Below are 20697 nucleotides of genomic sequence, written 5' to 3' on the forward strand. Positions count from 1 at the left end.
TCTTGGGGCATTTGAATGGTACCGAAAAAACCGTCATTACATATGTTACAACGAGGTGAATATAAATGAGGATTCGAACAATGATGCCATCGTTGAGTGGCGCGACGAAAATATTGAATCGGAAGAATACTTACGAAGAAAATGCGAAAGCAACATTGGTTTATTTCTGGTCAATGAGCTGTTCGGAATGTGCCCATTCCATCAAAAATCTGAAGGAACTGGAACGTATATTTGGGGATCGGTTAACGGTTCATGCGATTCATATGCCAAGAGAAGAATCGGATTATTCAGAAGAACTTGTGAAAGAGAAAATAAAGCAACTCGGTTTAATATACCCTGTTTACCTTGATAACGAACTAAAAATAAGCGACAGGTTTGGAAACAAGTTCGTACCTGCTTACTATATATTTGATCAACAGCAGCAATTGCGCTTTTTTAAAGCGGGCTATTTTGCATTGAAATTACTGCAGCAGAAAATAGAACGCATAATTTAATGACAATAGCTGTTTTGATACGGTAAACTAGTGGCAACTGGATGTTCGGAGGAGAAAAGAATGAAAAAAGAATTCGTAGTAATAGGGCTGGGACGTTTTGGAGGAAGCATCGTACGTGAACTCGTTAAACAAGGGGCCAATGTAATGGCAATCGATACAGACAGTGAACGTGTCGATGAATTTGCCCGTATTGCAACACAGGCTGTAGTAGCGGATACGACAGAAGAGGAAACGATCAAATCACTCGGTTTGTGGAATTTCGAACATGTCATTGTAGCGATTGGTGAAGATATCCAGTCGAGTATTTTAACGACGCTTATTTTGAAAGAGCTTGGTGTTCCGCAAATTACAGTAAAAGCGCAGAACGACTACCACGAAAAAGTATTGCTGAAAATCGGTGCGGATTTTGTTGTGCATCCTGAACGTGATATGGGGATCCGGATTGCCAATAATATGATGTCAAACAGTGTTCTTGATTATTTGGAAATTTCCAATGAGCATTCCATTATGGAAGTTAAAGCGAACGAAAGTATTGCCGGTCAGTCATTAATCGAGCTGGATGTACGTGCTAAATACGGATTGAACATCGTCGGCATTACTCGCGGTGATGAGATCATGATTTCCCCGAATGCAACAGAGCGTATTCAAGTGGGGGACGTGTTACTCATTATCGGTGCGGATGTCGATATTAACCGATTTGTAAAGAAGGTTATTCAGCGGTAGGTTAGCGCTGTTTTGACTAAAATTCGGACATAAATAAAAATCCATCATTTCGCGAAAGCAAAATGATGGATTTTTTATATTGAGCATTAGTCCCTTTTATACTTCCATAATGATCGGTAAAATCATTGGACGACGTTTCGTCTTCTCATATAAATATGGACCTAATACATCAGTAATTTCATTTTTCAAATCATTCCATTGTGTATCCTTTTCCTGAATCGTGCTGTTTAAATGATGGTTCAGCATTTTTTGTGCTTCATTGATCATCATGCCAGATTCACGCATATACACAAATCCGCGGGAAATAATATCCGGACCGGAAACAATTTTGTTTTTGGCCATATCGACACTTACGACAACGATGACCAAACCTTCTTCTGAAAGAATTCGTCGGTCGCGTAATACGATATTGCCGATATCCCCGATACCATTCCCATCGATATACACATCGCCTGAAGGAATGCGTCCTGCAACATGTGCTTCATTTGCACTTAATGCAAGTACATCACCATTTTCCATAACGAACGAGTTTTCCAATGGAACTTCACAAGCTTCAGCTAATTCAGTATGAATTTTCAACATGCGGTATTCACCATGAATCGGCATAAAGAATTTCGGTTTCATTAAACGCAGCATCAGCTTTTGTTCTTGCTGAGAACCGTGACCTGAAGTATGGATATTATTTAATGCGCCATGGATAACTTCTGCACCGGCACGGAATAATAAGTTGATAATTTTGTTTACACTCATCGTGTTACCAGGAACCGGAGAAGATGAGAATACAACCGTATCACCAGGCTGGATTTGAATTTGACGGTGTGTACCGTTTGCAATTCGTGATAATGCAGCCATCGGTTCACCTTGAGAACCGGTACATAAGATCATCACTTCATTTGCAGGTAAACGGTTTAAACTTTGTATATCGACAAATGTTTCTTTAGGTGCTGTAATATAGCCTAATTCACGGCCGATTGTAATCGCATTATCCATTGATCGACCGAACACAGCCACTTTACGGCCATATTTCACGGCTGCATCTGTTGCCTGTTGTAAACGGTGGATATTTGAAGCGAATGTTGCGAAAATAATACGTCCGTCAACTTTACGGAAAATTTCGTCAATGCTTTTCCCGACTGTACGCTCAGACATTGTAAAATCAGGCTTTTCAGCGTTTGTACTATCTGATAGTAAACAAAGAACGCCATCACGGCCGATTTCCGCCATTTTCGTCAAGTTAGCAGGCTCGCCTACTGGAGTAAAGTCAAACTTAAAGTCACCAGTGTGCACAATATTACCCGGTGGTGTCTTGATGACAATACCATATGCATCTGGAATACTATGTGTTGTACGGAAGAAGCTGACAGCTGTTTTACGGAATTTAATAACATCATTCTCTTTAAATTCAATCAGTTTTGTTGTACGTAATAAGCCATGCTCTTCTAATTTGTTGCGAAGTAGACCTAGTGCAAGTTTCCCGCCGTATACAGGAATATTAACTTGACGTAATAAATAAGGAATACCACCGATATGATCTTCGTGACCATGTGTTATAAATAAGCCTTTGATTTTGTCTACATTTCGAACTAAATACGTATAGTCTGGAATTACATAGTCAATGCCAAGCAAATCGTCTTCAGGGAACTTAATACCTGCATCTATTAGGATGATTTCATCTTGGAATTGTACTGCATATGTGTTTTTGCCGATTTCGCCCAGTCCGCCGAGTGCGAATACAGCCGCTTGATCATTCTTAACGAATTTCATAACAATTAAGCGTTCTCCAGACGGAAATTCGGGCTGTTTTGTTCATATTCTAAATAGTTGCCTTCTAGAAGTTGAACAAGTTCGATATTGTAGTTACGGTCTTTTAAATAGTGACGTACTTCACGTTCAGATGACGCCTCTAAATAAAGTGTTTTTGTGTTTTCGCGAACTGGAATTTCAGAAATGTTTTCTTGATAATAGACTTTGTAAATCATAGTTACTCTCCTTTAAGTACGAACATTATTACTGCACTTCTAATTTGTAGAAAAATGCATTTCCTTTATATTATCACGGGACTCCTTTAAAATAAAGAAAAGCCCTTCAAATTTCGTGAACATCAAAGTGGCCACGAATGAAAAAAAATGGCACGTCCTGTAATCGGGCGTGCCACTCTAAATGAAGTGTTAGGCAATTAATTTTTTTCCGAGGATGCCATTTAATCGTTTTCGCCATTTCTTTTTGAGACGTTTTAACATAGGTCATCACTCCTCACACTCATTATACTAAATATTCAGATTTTTGTAAAGGGTCTATTAAAATTAAAGGAGCGTTATAAATTGAAGAAAATATTATTTTTTGATGTAGACGGAACTTTATACAATTCAGATAAAAAATTACCTGCTTCTGCAAAGGAAGCGATATTCAAGGCACGTGAAAACGGTCATGAAATTGCGATTGCAACAGGACGTGCACCATTTATGATAAAAGATATATTGGAAGAGCTTGAAATTGATACATATGTGACATTTAACGGACAATATGTTGTCTATCAAGGGGAAGTCGTGTATACCGATCAGATTGATAATGAAACTTTAACGGAAATCCTGGAATTTGGTGCACAGCGCAATCATCCGTTAGTATTCCTGAATGAAAAGGAAATGATTGCGACCGAAAGCGACTATGAAAGTGTGGAAAGCAGTTTAGCGACACTCCAATATCCATATCCGCAAATCGATCCGCAATACTATTTGCACACACCGGTGTATCAAACGCTTGTATTTATAGAAGAAGAGGAACAGCCAATTTATGAACAGCAGTTCCCGCAAGTTCAATTTATCCGTTGGCATCCTTTCTCATGTGATGTACTGCCAGCCGGTGGTTCAAAAGCAAACGGCATCCGAAAACTGCTGAAAAAAATTAATTTCCCGGTTGAGGATGTTATTACATTTGGCGATGGATTAAATGACATTGAAATGCTGTCAGAGTTTGGGTATAGTGTCGCGATGGAAAATGGTCATGAGAGGGCAAAGGGAGCAGCTTCAATGATTACAGGACATGTGGACAATGGCGGCTTGGCTGACGCGATGAAGAAATTAAAGTTAATATAGTAGAACAATAGAAGAAACGTTGTGGGAAATTTTCCTAGCGTTTTTTTTGTTGTAGGAGTAGGGCACAAGGTTTTATTAGAACAATGTAAGCATTTATTTGATAATCGGATAACGATATTAGAAAGAATGGAAAGGATTTTAGAACATCGGGCTGACATTTTAGAATAATTGACGATTATATTAGAAGATCTCATTTTTATTAGAACATTTACAGGGATATTGGAACATTTTCAATTTTATTAGAAGTTTCAAAATTAAAACGACTTTCTTCTATAGTAATTTATCAAAAAAGAACCCATTCTCGCTTCTAACGAAAATGGGTTCTATAGATTTAGTCTCTTCCGAATGGAATGCTGTTTTCTAACTGGATGAACGGGTCTTTTTCATCGATGCGATCATAAAACATAACGCCGTTTAAATGATCAAGTTCATGTTGGAACGCGATTGCAGGAAGTCCTGATAAACGCATTTTCTTTTCTTCGCCGTCCACTGTCATAAACTTCACAGTGATGCGTGCATAACGATAGACATAACCAGGAACGGCACGGTCTACTGACAGGCAGCCTTCACCACTTGTTATATAAGTCTGTTCGACAGAATGGCTGACAATTTTAGGGTTAACTGCGACAAAGCTGAGCAGTTCGCCGTTTTCGTCTTCCAAATGCAGTGCAAACATACGTTTTAAACTGTTTACCTGGTTTGCAGCTAAGCCGATACCGCCACGTAAATTATATTTTTCAGCAATTTCAGGATCTTGGCTATTAATTAAATATTGCAGCATATCATCTGCGAGTTGTCGATCTTCAGCAGATAACGGAAAAGTAACTTCCTCCGCGCGGGTGCGTAATGTAGGGTGTCCTTCACGGATAATATGTTCCATTAAAATCATGTGAAACTTCCTTTCAGTTCAAACTTATATGTGTAAGTATACACGACTCTCCGGAATCGAAGTAAGAAAAAACCTTCTCCAAAAGAAAAATATCATAATTTCAGATTTAACAATTCAATATAAGGGAATGAATAAATGGTGTGGTGTTATTAATTAAATAATAAAATTTATTGGGTGTTTTTTCTATTATAGTACAGAGGTGATTATTGTATGATACAGGTAATGTAACTGTATCAGTTTCGGTAAATGCGAGGAAAAATCTTTAATTAAGATGATAAACAATGATTGACCGATAGAATTTTATTCTTTATACTCGGGTTATAGAAACGTTGTACTAGTAAAAAACGAAAATTTTTTAATACAGTTCAAAGGGGATGTAAACAATGGCAGAAAAAATGAAGAATCAATTGGACCCAGCTGGAACGTTACAGGAAATTGAAAGTAAGTTTGAAATGTTCCAGATTTTAAACGAGCAGGGTGAAATAGTAAATGAAGCGGCTATGCCGGACTTAACGGACGAGCAATTAGTTGAATTGATGGAACGTATGGTTTACGTACGTATTTTAGATCAACGTTCGATTTCGTTAAACCGTCAAGGACGTCTTGGTTTCTATGCACCGACTGCGGGTCAGGAAGCTTCGCAACTTGCATCACATTATGCTTTGGAAAAAGAAGACTGGATTTTGCCAGGTTACCGTGATGTTCCGCAAATCGTTATGCACGGTTTACCATTATGGAAAGCATTTTTATTCAGCCGCGGTCACTTCGTTGGTAACCAAGTACCTGAAGGCGTAAATGTATTGGCACCACAAATTATTATCGGTGCACAATATATCCAAACTGCGGGTGTAGCACTTGGTTTACAAAAACGTGGTTCAAAAACAGTTGCGATTACTTATACAGGTGACGGCGGTTCATCACAAGGTGATTTCTACGAAGGAATTAACTTTGCAGGTGCATTCAAATCACCGGCGATCTTCATCGTACAAAACAACCAATATGCAATTTCGACACCACGTGAATTACAAACATCTGCTAAAACGATTGCACAAAAAGGTGTAGCGGCAGGTATTCCATGTATTTTAGTAGACGGAATGGATCCATTAGCAGTATATGCAGCGACAAAGGATGCGCGTGACCGTGCTGTTCGTGGTGAAGGACCAACATTAATCGAAACTATGTGTTACCGTTACGGACCACATACGATGGCAGGGGATGACCCGACACGTTACCGTACAACGGATATCGACAATGAATGGGCTGCAAAAGATCCATTAGTACGCTTCCGTACATTCCTTGAAGCTAAAGGTTTATGGGATGAGCAAAAAGAGGAAGCAGTAATTGAACGTGCTAAAGAAGAGATTAAAGATGCTATTAAACAAGCAGACCAAGCACCAAAACAAAAAGTTACGGAATTAATCGAAAATATGTACGCTGGAGAAATGCCGGCGAACTTAAAAGAACAGTATGCGATTTATAAAGAGAAGGAGTCGAAATAAGCCATGGCACAAATGACAATGATTCAAGCAATTACAGATGCATTACGCTGCGAATTAAAAAATGACGAGAACGTTTTAGTATTCGGTGAAGACGTTGGTGTAAACGGCGGGGTATTCCGTGCAACAGAAGGTCTTCAAAAAGAATTCGGCGTTGACCGTGTATTTGATACGCCTCTTGCAGAATCAGGAATCGGTGGTTTAGCAGTTGGTTTAGGGTTAACTGGATACCGTCCAGTACCTGAAATTCAATTTTTCGGCTTCGTATTCGAGGTAATGGATTCGATCAGCGGACAATTGGCTCGTATGAGATACCGTTCAGGGGGTACGTATAATGCACCTGTAACAATCCGTTCTCCATTCGGCGGTGGTGTTCATACGCCTGAAATGCACTCGGATTCATTAGAAGGATTGATGGCTCAATCACCAGGATTGAAAGTAGTTATTCCATCAACACCATATGATGCAAAAGGTTTACTAATTGCTTCGATCCGTGATGATAATCCGGTTATTTTCCTAGAGCATTTAAAACTATACCGTTCATTCCGTGAAGAAGTTCCGGAAGAGTCATATACAATAGAATTGGGTAAAGCAGATGTGAAACGTGAAGGGAAGGACCTTTCGATCATTGCTTACGGCTTAATGGTTCACGAAAGTCTAAAAGCGGCAGAAGAATTGGAAAAAGAAGGCTACTCAGTGGAAGTAATCGATTTGCGTACAATTCAGCCGTTAGATATCGAAACGATTATTGCATCTGTTGAAAAAACAGGTCGCGCAATTGTTGTTCAGGAAGCGCAAAAGCAAGCAGGTATTGCGGCAAACGTAGTCGCAGAAATTACAGAGCGTGCGATTCTATCATTAGAAGCACCAGTATTACGTGTAGCAGCACCAGATACAATCTATTCATTCCCACAAGCGGAAGGTGTATGGTTACCTACGTATAAAGATGTAATGGAAACTGCAAAGAAAGTCTTAACATTCTAAGAATTGAGGGTGAGATAAATGGCATTTACGTTTCGTTTACCAGATATCGGAGAAGGTATTCATGAAGGTGAAATCGTCAAATGGTTCGTTAAACCTGGCGATCAAGTAAAAGAAGACGATATTTTAGCAGAAGTTCAAAATGATAAAGCAGTCGTTGAAATTCCGTCACCAGTTGATGGTACAGTAGAAGAAATCTTTGTAGAAGAAGGAACGGTTGCGATTGTCGGGGATGCCTTAATCCGCTTTGATGCACCAGGCTATGAAGATTTAAAACTAAAAGGTGATGACCACCACGAATCAAATGAATCAAACAAAACAGAAGCACAAGTACAGTCTACTGCTGAGGCTGGCCAAGATGTGAAAAAAGAAGAAACGAAAGCGGATAAGAGTGCAGATACTGCTCAGCCGGAAGCTCCTGCTGAAACAGAAAAAGCTGCATCAGCATCTGAAACAGAATCTTCAGGTAAACGCATTATCGCAATGCCTTCTGTTCGTAAGTATGCACGTGAAAAAGGTGTCGACATTCAGCAAGTTTCAGGTACAGGCAAAAATGGCCGTGTGTTAAAAGAAGATATTGAGAGCTTCTTAAACGGAGGTCAACAGTCAGCTTCTGAAACAGAAGAAGTAAATGAGACACAACAGTCGCAAGCAGAAGAGAAACAAACAGATACAAAACAAGCTGCTCCTGTTGCGCTTGAAGGCGAGTTCCCGGAAACACGCGAAAAAATGAGCGGTATCCGCAAAGCGATTGCCAAAGCAATGGTACATTCAAAACATACGGCTCCGCACGTAACGTTAATGGATGAAGTGGATGTAACAGAACTTGTTGCACACCGTAAGCAATTCAAGGATATTGCAGCAGAGCAAGGTATTAAATTAACGTATTTACCGTACGTTGTGAAAGCTTTAATCTCGACTTTACGTAAATATCCTGATTTCAACCGTTCGCTTGATGATGCGACACAAGAAATTATTCAAAAACATTACTATAATATTGGTATTGCGGCTGATACAGAAAAAGGTTTATTAGTTCCTGTAATTAAGCATGCTGATCGTAAGTCAGTGTTCAGCTTATCTCAAGAGATTAATGAATTGGCTGTAAAAGCACGTGATGGTAAGCTAGCGACGCACGAAATGAAAGGCGCGTCAATGTCAATTACAAACATCGGTTCAGCTGGTGGGCAATGGTTCACACCGGTAATTAACCACCCTGAAGTGGCGATCTTAGGAATTGGTCGTATTTCAGAGAAACCAGTAATAAAAAATGGTGAAATTGTAGCAGCACATGTGTTAGCATTATCATTGAGCTTTGATCATCGAATGATCGATGGTGCGACTGCACAAAACGCTTTAAATCATTTAAAACGTTTATTAAGTGAGCCGCAATTATTATTAATGGAGGCGTAAAAAAATGGTAGTAGGAGATTTTCCAATCGAACTAGATACTCTTGTAGTAGGTTCTGGCCCTGGTGGCTATGTAGCAGCAATCCGTGCAGCACAAACAGGTCAAAAGGTAACAATCGTTGAACGTGGAGCATTAGGTGGGGTATGTTTAAACGTAGGTTGTATCCCTTCAAAAGCTTTAATTTCAGTAGGTCACCGCTTTGAAAATGCTCAACATTCAGATGATATGGGTGTTACAGCTTCTGAAGTGAAATTAGACTGGTCTAAAGCACAAGCATTTAAAGACAGCGTTGTTAAAAAATTAGTTGGCGGCGTTGAAGGCTTATTAAAAGGTAATAAAGTAGATATCGTAAAAGGTGAAGCTTACTTCGTGGATGCAAACACTGTACGTGTTATCGACGGCGATAATGCTCAAACTTATACTTTCAAAAACGCTATTTTAGCAACAGGATCTCGTCCTATCGAAATCCCGACATTTAAATTTACAAAGCGTGTAGTAAGCTCAACTGGTGCGTTATCATTCCCTGAAGTACCAGGTAAATTAGTAGTTATCGGTGGCGGTTACATCGGTACAGAGTTAGGTTCAGCATATGCTAACTTAGGTTCTCAAGTAACAATTATCGAAGGCGGTAAAGATATTTTAGCTGGCTTCGAAAAACAAATGACGCAAATCGTTAAAAAAGGTCTTAAGAAAAAAGGCGTTGAAGTTGTAGTAAACGCATCTGCTAAAGGCGTAGAAGAAAGCGAAAACGGCGTAGTCGTTACTTATGAAGTAGGCGGCGAAGAAAAAACTGTTGAAGCAGATTACGTATTAGTAACTGTTGGTCGTCGTCCGAATACGGATGAAATGGGCTTAGAAGAAGTAGGTATTAAGTTCGCAGAACGCGGATTATTGGAAGTAGACAAACAAGGTCGTACTTCAGTATCGAACATCTATGCAATCGGTGATATCGTTGCAGGTCCACAACTTGCTCATAAAGCTTCTTATGAAGGTAAAGTTGCTGCAGAAGCAATCGCTGGTGAACCATCAGAAGTTGACTACTTAGCAATTCCAGCAGTATGCTTCACAGATCCAGAAATGGCAACTGTAGGCTACTCTGAAGAGCAAGCAAAAGCGGAAGGTTTAGAAGTGAAAGCTGCTAAATTCCCATTCGCTGCAAACGGCCGTGCATTAGCATTAAACGAAACAGAAGGCTTCGTGAAACTAGTAGCACGTAAAGAAGACGGCTTATTAGTTGGTGCTCAAATCGTTGGTGTTGGTGCTTCTGATATGATTGCTGAAATGGCAACTGCTATTGAAGGCGGTATGACTGCAGAAGATATCGCATTAACAATCCATGCACACCCAACTTTAGGTGAGATTACAATGGAAGCTGCTGAAGTTTTACTAGGCAACCCAATCCACATTGTAACTAAATAATTTATGAAATTTACACTGTCCATTTTAAATGGGCAGTGTTTTTTTTGGCTATGAATCGGAAATAAGCACACAACGAAAAAATAATTTTCCTATATAATAAAAAGGTTTCTAAATTGTGAAATATGGTTATATATAACTGAAACATACATTTGAAAAGTCGAAAAGGTAGAACAAACAATCTAATGGCAATCGAATAAATTGGGAAAGAAGCGCTAATTACAGGAGTCACACTGCTTGCAGGATTTCATTGATTAAGGGAGTTGTCGCGGTATGAATAATTCGGGTGAAAAAAAGAAACTGCAAAGTGATTGGGCATCATCGGCAGTTGTACTATTAATGGAGCCAAAAGAAGAAAAGTTCGTCGGTGAAACAGATCGATTTGCCACAATTGCACTTGATGTATTAGTAAGAAAGCTGCTTGAAGTGCAAAAAGATGATTTTACAATAGATTCTTATGAGCTGTTACAGCACGCCATAGTCAATGCTATTAACAAAAAGTATACTGATATAGCGCAAGCTTATGACGGGCTAATTACGGCCGCAGGGAACCTTCAAACATGCCCTTTAATAATGGAATCACATTATAAATATAGCAATGGAAAAATTTCGACCCAAAATGCAGAATTCGTTTTACGCAATACAATGAAGGCGATTCTATTCAACATCAATCAAATTCCGTACAATGAACTGACAGAGCAATCTGTCGATCAAATAAGTAAGACAATCCAATTTGCTAAAGAAGTAATTTCTGAGAATACAACGGTACCTGAACTGACTTTGGTTTTAAGACGTGTTTTAGGATCACTGATAAATGTCCAGCTAAAGACAACAAGTGAAATGAAAAATTAATGATAACAGCCTTTCAATGATTCAAAACAGGTGAAAATTAAATAACTTTAACTAGTAAATATTTACGGAGGCTACCTTGTATTAGTTAAACAAGGTAGCTTTTCCTGTTACTTTAAATATCAAGGAATGGTTCAAATTATAGCAGGAAAATAAAATAGACAGATATTTTTAATAGACGTACAATAAAGTGAAACTTCTATAAGTAGGGGCTCCCAATGAATAATGAGGAAATTTTATGGAAAGGGGATTAACAGGTGGAGATTATTCGTACTATTGCTCAAATTGGCATTATCATTTTATTTTACCTGGCAGGTGAATTTATCGTTTCAATTACCGGTATTATTATACCTGGGAGTATTATCGGGTTGCTTATATTGTGGCTAGCTCTCTACTTTAAAATATTAAATGTGAAATACATACAAAACGGTGCAAGTTTTATGCTGGCATTTTTAACATTATTTTTTATTCCTTCAACAGTGGGTGTTATCAATTATCCTGAATTGCTAACGATCTCGGGAGGGCTTTTTGTTTTAGCTGTTATTATCAGTACAATTTTTGCACTGGTGATTACCGGTAAGGTCAGTAAATTAATAGAAAGAAAGGAACGTAAAATGAAGGAGGAAGAGAAGATTGCTGCATCTACTGCTAATTCTGTTCATCATAAGTAGCACTGTTTTTCTTTTTGTTTTGCTGAACAGACTGTACTTGAAAGTGGGTCATCCACTTTTATTGCCTATTTTAACGGCGACTTGTATTACAGTTGTTATTTTACTAGTTTTTAATATTCCTTACGAAACATACATGGAAGGGGGGCAGTGGATATCGAAAATGCTCGGTCCGGCAGTTGTAGCATTGGCATTTCCTTTGTACAACCAGCGTGAGCTTATATTTAAATATAAATACTCCATTATTACGAGCATCATTGTCGCAATGATTGCGGGTCTCATCAGTGTTGTAGCATTGCTTTTACTTTTCGGATCAAGCAAGGAATTTATCCTTACTTCATTACCAAAATCGTTAACAACACCTGTAGCAATGCAAGTAAGTGATATTGTTGGCGGGATACCGCCGCTGACTGCTGTAATGGTTATGGTTGCAGGGTTTACTGGTGCCATTTTGGGCCCGGTTATATTTAAATTATTTAAAATTGATACGGCTATCAGTCGGGGGGTAGCTATGGGAAGTGCTTCACATGGTGTCGGATTGACAAAATTAAAGGAGTATAGTGAAGAAGATCTATCGATCGGGTCGCTGTCAATGGGGCTTAGTGCGGTTGTAGGGGCTTTCATTATTCCGCTTATTTCGATTTATTTATTTTAAAAAAGACAGACAGCATTTAGCTGTCTGTCGAAATATTAATAAATCGCTTTTCGCTCTTTAATTACACGGATATTTTGTAATGTGCTGTCCTCAGGTCCCTGTACAGGGAGACCAGCTTCAATATTCATTTTAATAAAATCAATATTGCTCTGCGTAATTATTTCCCCGGGAATAAATATTGGAATGCCCGGTGGGTACACCATTATAAACTCCGCGCAAATATACCCTTCTGCCTGTGCAAGGGGGATACTTTCTGTTTGAGCATAAAATGCATCGCGCGGTGTCATGGCAAGAGCAGGAATTTCAGGTATTTGAACATTTGTTTCAGTAATCGATGCTTCCGATTCGAAGTTTTTCGACATACGTGTCAAAGCATTCACAAGTAAATTAATCTCTTTTTTCGAATCTCCGATAGTTACTAAGCATAGTATATTATATAAATCGGACAACTCTACTTCCAAGTTTGCGTTCTGACGCAACCATTCTTCTGCAACATGTCCGGTAATGCCTAAATCTTTAACGCAAATTAACAGCTTTAACGGATCCATATCAAAAGTAGCGGAAGTCCCAAGTTTTTCACGCCCTACACAATGTAGATGCGGAATTGCGTTAATGCGTTTCCGGGCATCTTTAGCCAAACGGATTGCTTCATCCAACAAGTCATGTCCATGGACAGCAAGCTGGCGACGTGCCGTGTCTAAAGACGCCAGTAATGGATAGGAAGTCGATGTCGTTGTCAGCATAGAGAATACTGCCTGTACTCTTTTAGCTGTTACAAGGCCTTCTCTCACATTTAAGACAGAACTGCCGGTCATGGAGCCACCAAGCTTATGTGTGCTTGTAGCAGCCATATCCGCACCTGCTTGCATTGCTGATAACGGCAGCTCATCATGGAATTTAATATGAACGCCATGAGCCTCATCCACAATTACTGGAATATTACGTGCATGTACTATTTCGACAATGCGTTTTAAATCTGCAACAAAACCGAAATATGTCGGGTTGATGACAAGTACGGCTTTCGCATCTGGATACGTCGTCAATGCACGCTCCACAGACTCAGGTGAAATACCATGAGAAATGCCGAGCTCACTGTCAACTTCCGGATGAATAAAAATAGGGATAGCACCTGCAAAAACAATCGCTGACATAATCGATTTATGTACATTCCGCGGTACTATAATTTTATCGCCTGGACCGACGACAGTCATAATCATCGTCATAATGGCGCCACTAGTACCTTGCACGGAAAAAAATGTATGGTCAGCACCAAAGGCTTCAGCAGCAAGATTTTGTGCTTGCATAATCACACCTTTAGGAGCGTGTAAATCATCTAGTGGAGCAATATTAATTAAATCAATTGATAAAACGTTGTCGCCTACAAATTCTCTGTAAGCTGGATCCATGCCTTGCCCTTTTTTATGGCCTGGGATATGGAACTGGATAGGGTGTCTGTTGCGATGCTTAAGTAATGCATCAAACAAAGGAGTCTCTAACTGTGACAACGCAGGTACCACCTCACTATTTAGTATTTTTTAAAAACAAGTGAATTATAGCACCTATTAAAGTTGCTGACTATATAAATATTTCAATCAAATGAATTAACAGCTATTATTTTAGGAGGAATAACAATGAAATGGCAAACAAAAGTTACTGATTTATTGCAAATTCAATATCCTATTATTCAAGGCGGATTGGCATACTTGGCCTATTCAGAGCTTGCTGCAGCAGTTTCCAATGCAGGAGCATTAGGACAGATTACCGCTATGAGCTTACCATCACCGGAAGCGTTAAAAGAAGAAATAAAAAAAGTGAGAGAAATGACAGATCAACCGTTTGGAGTAAACTTTGCAATAGGAATGCATGGAAAAGGTTACGAAAAGATGATCGAAGTAGCCGGTGAAATGGATGTACCTGTAGTGACGATTACTGGAGGAAATCCTGCACCGATATTCGACATATTAAAAGATGCATCATGTAAAAAACTTGTACTCGTCGCTGCGAAACGACAGGCTCAAAAAGCAGAACAGCTTGGCGCGGATGCAGTAATGGTTGTCGGGCAAGAAGGCGGCGGTCATTTAGGGCGAGACGATGTCGGAACAATGGTGCTTGTGCCGCAAGTTGTCGACAGTGTTTCGATTCCGGTTATCGCTTCAGGTGGAATCGGAGACGGACGTGGTTGGATGGCAGCGCACGCATTAGGGGCAGAGGGAATTGAAATGGGTACACGCTTCATTGCGACGAAAGAATGCGTCCATGCTTCTATGGCATATAAAAACGCCCTGATTGAAAGTGAAGAAACAGATACGACGATCATTAAACGCTCGATCGGTGCACCTGCCCGAGTGATCCGCAATGCATTTACGGATGAAATTTTAGAAGTAGAAGATAAAACGCCTACATATGAAGCGCTGAAATCATATATAAGCGGTGAAGCTAACAAAAATTTCATTTATGGCGGCGATGCGACAAAGGGATATGGCTGGGCTGGCCAAGTAACAGGATTAATTCAAGATGTACCATCAGTGGAAGAATTAATTCAGCGTATGGTTGTACAAGCGGAAAAAATCCGTTTAAAATGGGGACAGTAATGATTAAAGGCAGGTTATAACTATGGAATATTCATACCCATTATCAACGGACTGGACGACAGATGAAATGGTGGATGTCGTACGCTTTTTTGAAGTTGTGGAAATGGCTTACGAAAAAGGTGCAAAGCGTGAACTAGTCATGGCACGCTATAAACGTTTTAAAGAGATTGTCCCTTCCCAGGCGGAAGAAAAAACAATTTGCCGTGAATTTGAACAGGCGAGCTCTTATGTACCGTACCGTGTTGTAAAGCTTGCAAAAGAATTAGCGGACGGGCAAATTGTAAGAATGTAATGAAAAAGCTGTTGGAATGAAGTTCATCGGTTAAGTAAGGCGAGAAACGGATGAAAGCTACGGATTTTCATTACAGCAAAAAGCAGCATTTTCTCATCCGGGGAAAATGCTGCTTTTAATTTTAATATTAAGAATTTTTTAAATTATTTTTAAATTGTTGGAATGTTTAGCAGTCTTTTGTACATATTAATAATAAATGGTTGCAATTAACCTTTGATGACTTCATAAACAGGGAGAAGCTCATCGAAAGTTTGTTCAGCCAATTGCAAAAACTGTTCTGCAGACATATTAATTGCCTCATCTGCAGGTATACGACGCCCAACAAGAAATTCTCCTTTTTTTACATCACGCAGGCGTATAAGGAGCTGTTCAAGCTTTTCGGTGCGCGCTTCTTTTAAAGAAATCGTATCTGGCTGCATATGATCGCCTGAAAGTACGTAATCATCGGATAAATTTTTGATGACTTGCATATTTTTCAGTAGGCGCTGTGCCATTTCCTCTTTTTGCGGCGCTTCATAAATCACTGCAACAACGATGAAAAGGTGCGTACCCCATAACCCAATCTGGAAATGCGGCAAAGCTTTATAACCACGTTTATAAGGAGCAAAAGCAACCCAGGAATCTTTTGGCGGGTTTACAGTACGACGGGCATGTTTGGCCACATGACCGAAAAACTCTTCTCCTGTTTGTGCACTGAAATACCCTGTAAACGTATCGGATAGTTCATTGAACTTCGGGCGGATAATTGTAGTTAAAGCTTCCATACGCTCATCCAGACCGTCGATATCAAATACTTGGAAGTCTTCTTTAGTCCATTTGACAATACTCATATTTTTATAATTCCTTTCGTTTTATGTTTATTTTATTAATTTTTTGGGAAAAAATCTTGTAATAGAAACTTTATACCAACGGAAAATATCAAAGGTGAGGCTATATGTCTTAAGGAATTACTTATATTATCCAGTGTGGATAAAGTCTGAAAAATTATGATAAGGAAGTGATTTATTATGAAACAGATGATTAAGATTATACGCAAAGTTGATATTGAAAAGCAATATGAAGAGATTTTAATGTTGGAAATGGATTATGAACTAGCTACACTCTATGCGGCGATGAATGATAAAAATCAATCTGAAATTGATAAATCTAAAAAACGATTAACAGAAATTCAAGAGGAATTAAAAGGTCTACATGCATATGCGTAACAAAAAAACCTTTCCAAAATAAAAAATCACTTGCCGACGTAAGAAAGCAAGTGATTTTTTGTTATAATGAGAATACTTCAAAAACGCTCATTATTTTTACATATATATAAACTAGCGATTGTTGTCGGAAGGTGGATGAACGATGGATATAAAAAAACTGGATGAATTTGCAAAAGAAATTATTTTTGAAGCGGGAAAAAATATTCGAGCAGCATTTTCCTATAATATTGAAATCGAAACAAAGTCGAATCCCAATGATTTAGTAACGAATATAGATCGGGAAACGGAATTATTTTTTATTGAAAAAATAAAAGCATTTAATCCGGACCATCGTATTTTAGGTGAAGAAGGAATGGGTGAAAAGGTCGATAGCCTTGAAGGGGTTGTATGGATTATCGATCCGATTGACGGCACGATGAATTTTGTTAAGCAGCACCGTCATTTCATGATTACAATCGGTATATATGTAGATGGTGTCGGAGTATTGGGCTACATATTTGATGTAATGCGAGAAGATCTATTTAATGCAATTGCAGGTGCAGGTGCATGGTATAATGATTCACCGTTGCGCAAGCTGCAGCCGGTGAAAATCGAAGAGGCGGTAATCGGTATCAATGCGAACTGGGTTACGCCGAATAATCGCATCAATCATGAAAAAATTATTGAACTAGTCCGTACGGTACGCGGAACCCGTTCTTACGGATCTGCTGCAATGGAAATCGCCTTTGTTGTAAGCGGCAAGCTGGATGCCTATATGTCCATGCGTCTGGCACCGTGGGATATTGGCGGTGGCGTCATCATAGCGAAAGAAGTAGGGGCAATTGCTACTAACCTAAAAGGCAAAGATTTCGATTATTTATCGAAAGATACATTCCTAATCGCCAACCCTTCAATTCATCAGTTAATTTTGGAGAAATATATTGAAGTGAAAAAATAAAAATAAAGTATGGCAGATGTAGAAATTAATTAGAGAATATAAAAACTCACTATATGAAACGGATATTTTATAAAATTGATTGGAATGGAGGGGAGGCGACTCCTGCGGGAATAGCGTGACGCCTGAGACTACAGGCTCAGGCCACGCCCGCGGAAAGCGTCCGACCCGGAATGGAAAACAATTTTCAAACAAAAAACCCCTATTTTTCTCGTAGAGAAAAATAGGGGTTTTGGATTACAACACCGAAGTTTTTATTTCTATAGTAAACCTTGATCTCTGAATTTACGTTTTGTCTTAAATGCCATACCGAAAATTCCGCACATTACGATAACACCTAAAATAACACCGATCCAGCCAGTTGTTTCATATTTTGGTCCTGTCATGAAAACAAGAGAAAATGCAAATCCAATGCTAATCATTGAAAGAATCGCAGCTAATGCGTAGATAAACATCACAAATTTTGCTTTATTCATCGTTTATACCTCCATATACTTTTTATATGTGACAATAAATGTAATTAATTATTGTGAAAAGACATTTAATCTTTCATGTGCTATAATATCACAGTTAAACAATTGAAAAAAGAATATGGAGTGGAATAATGACAAATTTACGTCAAGATATTCGTAATATCGCAATTATTGCTCACGTTGACCATGGTAAAACAACGTTAGTAGACCAATTATTAAAACAATCAGGGACTTTCCGTTCAAACGAACGTGTTGAAGAACGTGCAATGGACTCTGGTGATATAGAGCGTGAACGTGGAATTACGATTTTAGCTAAAAATACTGCAGTAAATTACAATGGAACTCGTATCAACATCCTTGATACGCCTGGACACGCAGACTTCGGTGGAGAAGTAGAACGTATCTTAAAAATGGTAGATGGCGTTTGTTTAGTTGTCGATGCGTATGAGGGTTGTATGCCGCAAACACGCTTCGTATTAAAGAAAGCGTTAGAGCAACGTTTAACACCAATCGTTGTAGTTAACAAAGTAGATAAAGATTCAGCTCGTCCACTAGAAGTAGTAGATGAAGTATTGGAATTATTAATCGAACTAGGTGCAGATGATGATCAATTAGACTTCCCGGTTGTTTATGCTTCAGGTGTAAACGGGACTGCATCATTAGATCCAGACCCAGCTAACCAAGAAGAAGACATGAAATGCCTATTCGAGAAAATCATTGAAGCTATCCCAGCTCCAGTAGATAACTCGGACGAGCCTTTACAATTCCAAGTAGCATTACTTGATTATAATGACTTCGTTGGTCGTATCGGTATCGGTCGTGTATTCCGCGGTAAAATTTCTGTAGGTCAACAAGTTTCTCTTATGAAATTAGATGGCACAGTGAAGAACTTCCGTGTAACAAAAATCTTCGGTTTCTTCGGTTTAAAACGTGAAGAAATTGAAACAGCAATTGCTGGTGATTTAATCGCAGTATCAGGAATGGAAGATATTAACGTTGGTGAGACAGTTTGTCCAACTGAGCATCAAGAAGCATTAACACCATTACGCATTGATGAGCCAACATTACAAATGACATTCTTAGTAAACAACTCACCATTCGCAGGTCGCGAAGGGAAATGGGTAACTTCTCGTAAAATCGAAGAGCGTTTACGTGCACAATTACAAACTGACGTATCTCTACGTGTAGAAGATACAGATTCTCCAGATGCTTGGACAGTTTCTGGTCGTGGTGAGCTTCACTTATCGATCTTAATTGAAAACATGCGTCGTGAAGGTTATGAGCTACAAGTTTCTAAACCACAAGTTATCATCCGTGATATCGACGGCGTAAAATCTGAGCCGATCGAGCGCGTTCAAATCGACGTTCCTGAAGATTCAGTAGGATCTATCATTGAATCAATCGGTACTCGTAAAGGTGAAATGCTTGATATGGTAAACAACGGTTCTGGACAAGTACGTTTAATCTTTAACGTACCAGCACGTGGTTTAATCGGTTATACAACTGAATTCATGTCGATTACTAAAGGTTTCGGTATCATCAACCATACATTTGATCACTATGCACCAGTAGTACCTGGTAAAGTAGGCGGACGTCACCAAGGCGTACTTGTTTCTATGGAAAATGGTAAATCAACAACTTATGGTATGATGGGTATTGAAGACCGTGGTACATTATTCATTGAGCCGGGTACGGAAGTATACGAAGGAATGGTTGTTGGTGAAAACAACCGTGATGGCGATATTACTGTAAACATTACGAAACAAAAACAAAAAACAAACATCCGTTCAGCAAATAAAGACCAAACGAATGTTATTAAAAAGCCTCGTATTTTAACGCTTGAAGAAGCATTGGAATATTTAGGCGATGATGAGTACCTGGAAGTAACTCCGGAATCAATCCGATTACGTAAACAGATCCTTGATAAAGGTGAACGTGAGCGTGTTGCTAAAAAGAAAAAGAACGCTGAGTTAGAAGCTTAATTGGCGTCATTAAGGAAAGGTTGAATGATGTTGAATATTATGGCTGTGTTTGGTAGCTATTTTAATTTAGTATTACTGGCAACTGTATCTACAAATGAAAGTGAATACGTGTTTAATCGTATGTCCGGAATTACAAGATATTTATACGAAAATTTACCGAGCTACGAAATAGCTGGCTATGCAACATTCGTTCTTGTATTCCTTATGTCGGCAATTGTATACAAACTTGGTTTTGCAAAAAAACTTTCATTCGGCAGAAATGTCATCATCTATGCATTCCTTTTTATAGGATGTATCGTGTTAACATTTTTAGCTCTATTTTTACCGATGATTGAAGGTTTAATTGTAGCTGCGCTAATTCTGATCATTTATAAATCACGTTTGTGGCGTGAGAAACGTGAAGAAGCGAAACAACTAAGTTAATAAAGAGGGGGGATGTGTTAATTTGGACACATTCCCTTCTTTTTTTAAGGCGGTTTGTTTGAAAACGCTTTATTCGGAGCGTTATAATTCATAACTGGGGATAATAACAAAAATGGAGTAGAGTAA

22 protein-coding genes are annotated in these 20697 nt (G+C 38.9%); 16 read left to right on the forward strand and 6 right to left on the reverse strand.

The window, feature by feature from the left end; genetic code table 11:
- Positions 1-80: 80 nt before the first annotated feature.
- Together MKY51_RS03830 and MKY51_RS03835 are read left to right on the forward strand one after the other, a co-directional pair.
- Positions 81-494 carry a redoxin domain-containing protein gene (locus MKY51_RS03830; protein WP_339175394.1) on the forward strand — a complete coding sequence of 138 codons (414 nt, stop codon included), beginning with the start codon at positions 81-83 and terminating at the stop codon, positions 492-494.
- A gap of 60 nt (positions 495-554) precedes the next feature.
- Complete coding sequence (locus tag MKY51_RS03835; protein ID WP_339175395.1) at positions 555-1217, forward strand: TrkA family potassium uptake protein; 663 nt, start codon at positions 555-557, stop codon at positions 1215-1217.
- Between the two features lie 96 nt (positions 1218-1313).
- On the opposite strand, the gene rnjA is transcribed toward MKY51_RS03835, so the two are convergent.
- A complete protein-coding gene (rnjA, locus tag MKY51_RS03840; protein ID WP_008403476.1) occupies positions 1314-2981 on the reverse strand; it encodes a ribonuclease J1 in 1668 nt (555 codons plus the stop codon).
- Positions 2982-2986: 5 nt separating this feature from the next.
- Positions 2987-3196, reverse strand: a complete 210-nt coding sequence (locus MKY51_RS03845; protein ID WP_008403475.1) for a DNA-directed RNA polymerase subunit epsilon — start codon at positions 3194-3196, stop codon at positions 2987-2989.
- A 342-nt stretch (positions 3197-3538) separates the two neighbouring features.
- On the opposite strand from MKY51_RS03845, the gene MKY51_RS03850 reads away from it, so the two are divergent.
- Complete coding sequence (locus tag MKY51_RS03850) at positions 3539-4309, forward strand: Cof-type HAD-IIB family hydrolase (protein ID WP_339175396.1); 771 nt, start codon at positions 3539-3541, stop codon at positions 4307-4309.
- A gap of 331 nt (positions 4310-4640) precedes the next feature.
- On the opposite strand, the gene def is transcribed toward MKY51_RS03850, so the two are convergent.
- Complete coding sequence (def, locus tag MKY51_RS03855; RefSeq protein WP_339175397.1) at positions 4641-5198, reverse strand: peptide deformylase; 558 nt, start codon at positions 5196-5198, stop codon at positions 4641-4643.
- A 383-nt stretch (positions 5199-5581) separates the two neighbouring features.
- Here def and pdhA point away from each other — a divergent pair, with 383 nt between their 5' ends.
- The 7 genes from pdhA to MKY51_RS03890 all read left to right on the forward strand — a co-directional run bounded on the left by pdhA (position 5582) and on the right by MKY51_RS03890 (position 12671).
- The gene (gene pdhA / locus MKY51_RS03860; protein ID WP_339175399.1) at positions 5582-6697 is read left to right on the forward strand and encodes a pyruvate dehydrogenase (acetyl-transferring) E1 component subunit alpha; all 1116 of its coding nucleotides are present in this window, start codon (positions 5582-5584) and stop codon (positions 6695-6697) included.
- A gap of 3 nt (positions 6698-6700) precedes the next feature.
- Positions 6701-7678: an alpha-ketoacid dehydrogenase subunit beta gene (locus MKY51_RS03865; protein ID WP_339175400.1), complete on the forward strand. Its 978-nt coding sequence runs from the start codon at positions 6701-6703 to the stop codon at positions 7676-7678.
- A gap of 18 nt (positions 7679-7696) precedes the next feature.
- Complete coding sequence (locus MKY51_RS03870) at positions 7697-9085, forward strand: dihydrolipoamide acetyltransferase family protein (protein ID WP_339175401.1); 1389 nt, start codon at positions 7697-7699, stop codon at positions 9083-9085.
- 4 nt (positions 9086-9089) lie between these two features.
- Entirely contained in the window at positions 9090-10502 is a 1413-nt protein-coding gene (gene lpdA / locus MKY51_RS03875) for a dihydrolipoyl dehydrogenase (protein ID WP_339175402.1), read from the forward strand.
- Positions 10503-10772: 270 nt separating this feature from the next.
- Positions 10773-11351: a hypothetical protein gene (locus MKY51_RS03880; RefSeq protein ID WP_339175403.1), complete on the forward strand. Its 579-nt coding sequence runs from the start codon at positions 10773-10775 to the stop codon at positions 11349-11351.
- A 254-nt stretch (positions 11352-11605) separates the two neighbouring features.
- Positions 11606-12019 (forward strand): CidA/LrgA family protein, encoded by a 414-nt coding sequence (locus MKY51_RS03885; protein ID WP_339175404.1) that lies wholly within the window; start codon positions 11606-11608, stop codon positions 12017-12019.
- The gene (locus MKY51_RS03890) at positions 11982-12671 is read left to right on the forward strand and encodes an LrgB family protein (RefSeq protein WP_339175405.1); all 690 of its coding nucleotides are present in this window, start codon (positions 11982-11984) and stop codon (positions 12669-12671) included. The genes MKY51_RS03885 and MKY51_RS03890 overlap by 38 nt, the downstream gene beginning before the upstream one ends.
- Positions 12672-12706: 35 nt before the next feature.
- Here the strand turns inward: MKY51_RS03890 and MKY51_RS03895 are convergent, their stop codons facing one another.
- Positions 12707-14176: an aminotransferase class I/II-fold pyridoxal phosphate-dependent enzyme gene (locus MKY51_RS03895; RefSeq protein ID WP_079524929.1), complete on the reverse strand. Its 1470-nt coding sequence runs from the start codon at positions 14174-14176 to the stop codon at positions 12707-12709.
- Positions 14177-14302: 126 nt separating this feature from the next.
- Here MKY51_RS03895 and MKY51_RS03900 point away from each other — a divergent pair, with 126 nt between their 5' ends.
- The gene (locus MKY51_RS03900) at positions 14303-15262 is read left to right on the forward strand and encodes a nitronate monooxygenase family protein (RefSeq protein ID WP_339175406.1); all 960 of its coding nucleotides are present in this window, start codon (positions 14303-14305) and stop codon (positions 15260-15262) included.
- A 22-nt stretch (positions 15263-15284) separates the two neighbouring features.
- Complete coding sequence (locus tag MKY51_RS03905) at positions 15285-15554, forward strand: UPF0223 family protein (protein WP_079524933.1); 270 nt, start codon at positions 15285-15287, stop codon at positions 15552-15554.
- 206 nt (positions 15555-15760) lie between these two features.
- Here the strand turns inward: MKY51_RS03905 and MKY51_RS03910 are convergent, their stop codons facing one another.
- Complete coding sequence (locus MKY51_RS03910; protein ID WP_339175407.1) at positions 15761-16384, reverse strand: DUF1054 domain-containing protein; 624 nt, start codon at positions 16382-16384, stop codon at positions 15761-15763.
- A 177-nt stretch (positions 16385-16561) separates the two neighbouring features.
- Between MKY51_RS03910 and MKY51_RS03915 the strand changes: the two genes are divergently transcribed.
- Both MKY51_RS03915 and MKY51_RS03920 read left to right on the forward strand, forming a co-directional pair.
- Entirely contained in the window at positions 16562-16759 is a 198-nt protein-coding gene (locus MKY51_RS03915; protein WP_008403454.1) for a hypothetical protein, read from the forward strand.
- A 142-nt stretch (positions 16760-16901) separates the two neighbouring features.
- Positions 16902-17696 (forward strand): inositol monophosphatase family protein, encoded by a 795-nt coding sequence (locus tag MKY51_RS03920; RefSeq protein ID WP_339175408.1) that lies wholly within the window; start codon positions 16902-16904, stop codon positions 17694-17696.
- Between the two features lie 257 nt (positions 17697-17953).
- On the opposite strand, the gene MKY51_RS03925 is transcribed toward MKY51_RS03920, so the two are convergent.
- The gene (locus tag MKY51_RS03925) at positions 17954-18169 is read right to left on the reverse strand and encodes a DUF5325 family protein (RefSeq protein WP_008403452.1); all 216 of its coding nucleotides are present in this window, start codon (positions 18167-18169) and stop codon (positions 17954-17956) included.
- Between the two features lie 128 nt (positions 18170-18297).
- Between MKY51_RS03925 and typA the strand changes: the two genes are divergently transcribed.
- Together typA and MKY51_RS03935 are read left to right on the forward strand one after the other, a co-directional pair.
- Complete coding sequence (gene typA / locus MKY51_RS03930) at positions 18298-20148, forward strand: translational GTPase TypA (RefSeq protein ID WP_339175409.1); 1851 nt, start codon at positions 18298-18300, stop codon at positions 20146-20148.
- Between the two features lie 24 nt (positions 20149-20172).
- Positions 20173-20571, forward strand: coding sequence for a YlaH-like family protein (locus MKY51_RS03935; RefSeq protein WP_339175410.1), 399 nt, complete (start codon positions 20173-20175; stop codon positions 20569-20571).
- Positions 20572-20697 lie beyond the last annotated feature (126 nt).

Source organism: Solibacillus sp. FSL R5-0691, from assembly GCF_037974225.1.
In the GTDB taxonomy this organism is placed as follows: Bacteria; Bacillota; Bacilli; order Bacillales_A; family Planococcaceae; genus Solibacillus.

Coding starts and splice junctions, on each gene's coding strand:
- typA (WP_339175409.1), top strand. CDS start 18,298: ATGACAAATTTACGTCAAGATATTCGTAATATCGCAATTATTGCTCAC.
- def (WP_339175397.1), bottom strand. CDS start 5,198: ATGATTTTAATGGAACATATTATCCGTGAAGGACACCCTACATTACGC.
- MKY51_RS03905 (WP_079524933.1), top strand. CDS start 15,285: ATGGAATATTCATACCCATTATCAACGGACTGGACGACAGATGAAATG.
- rnjA (WP_008403476.1), bottom strand. CDS start 2,981: ATGAAATTCGTTAAGAATGATCAAGCGGCTGTATTCGCACTCGGCGGA.
- MKY51_RS03880 (WP_339175403.1), top strand. CDS start 10,773: ATGAATAATTCGGGTGAAAAAAAGAAACTGCAAAGTGATTGGGCATCA.
- MKY51_RS03845 (WP_008403475.1), bottom strand. CDS start 3,196: ATGATTTACAAAGTCTATTATCAAGAAAACATTTCTGAAATTCCAGTT.
- MKY51_RS03935 (WP_339175410.1), top strand. CDS start 20,173: ATGATGTTGAATATTATGGCTGTGTTTGGTAGCTATTTTAATTTAGTA.
- pdhA (WP_339175399.1), top strand. CDS start 5,582: ATGGCAGAAAAAATGAAGAATCAATTGGACCCAGCTGGAACGTTACAG.
- MKY51_RS03835 (WP_339175395.1), top strand. CDS start 555: ATGAAAAAAGAATTCGTAGTAATAGGGCTGGGACGTTTTGGAGGAAGC.
- MKY51_RS03865 (WP_339175400.1), top strand. CDS start 6,701: ATGGCACAAATGACAATGATTCAAGCAATTACAGATGCATTACGCTGC.
- MKY51_RS03925 (WP_008403452.1), bottom strand. CDS start 18,169: ATGAATAAAGCAAAATTTGTGATGTTTATCTACGCATTAGCTGCGATT.
- MKY51_RS03830 (WP_339175394.1), top strand. CDS start 81: ATGATGCCATCGTTGAGTGGCGCGACGAAAATATTGAATCGGAAGAAT.
- MKY51_RS03870 (WP_339175401.1), top strand. CDS start 7,697: ATGGCATTTACGTTTCGTTTACCAGATATCGGAGAAGGTATTCATGAA.
- MKY51_RS03915 (WP_008403454.1), top strand. CDS start 16,562: ATGAAACAGATGATTAAGATTATACGCAAAGTTGATATTGAAAAGCAA.
- MKY51_RS03910 (WP_339175407.1), bottom strand. CDS start 16,384: ATGAGTATTGTCAAATGGACTAAAGAAGACTTCCAAGTATTTGATATC.
- MKY51_RS03920 (WP_339175408.1), top strand. CDS start 16,902: ATGGATATAAAAAAACTGGATGAATTTGCAAAAGAAATTATTTTTGAA.
- MKY51_RS03900 (WP_339175406.1), top strand. CDS start 14,303: ATGAAATGGCAAACAAAAGTTACTGATTTATTGCAAATTCAATATCCT.
- lpdA (WP_339175402.1), top strand. CDS start 9,090: ATGGTAGTAGGAGATTTTCCAATCGAACTAGATACTCTTGTAGTAGGT.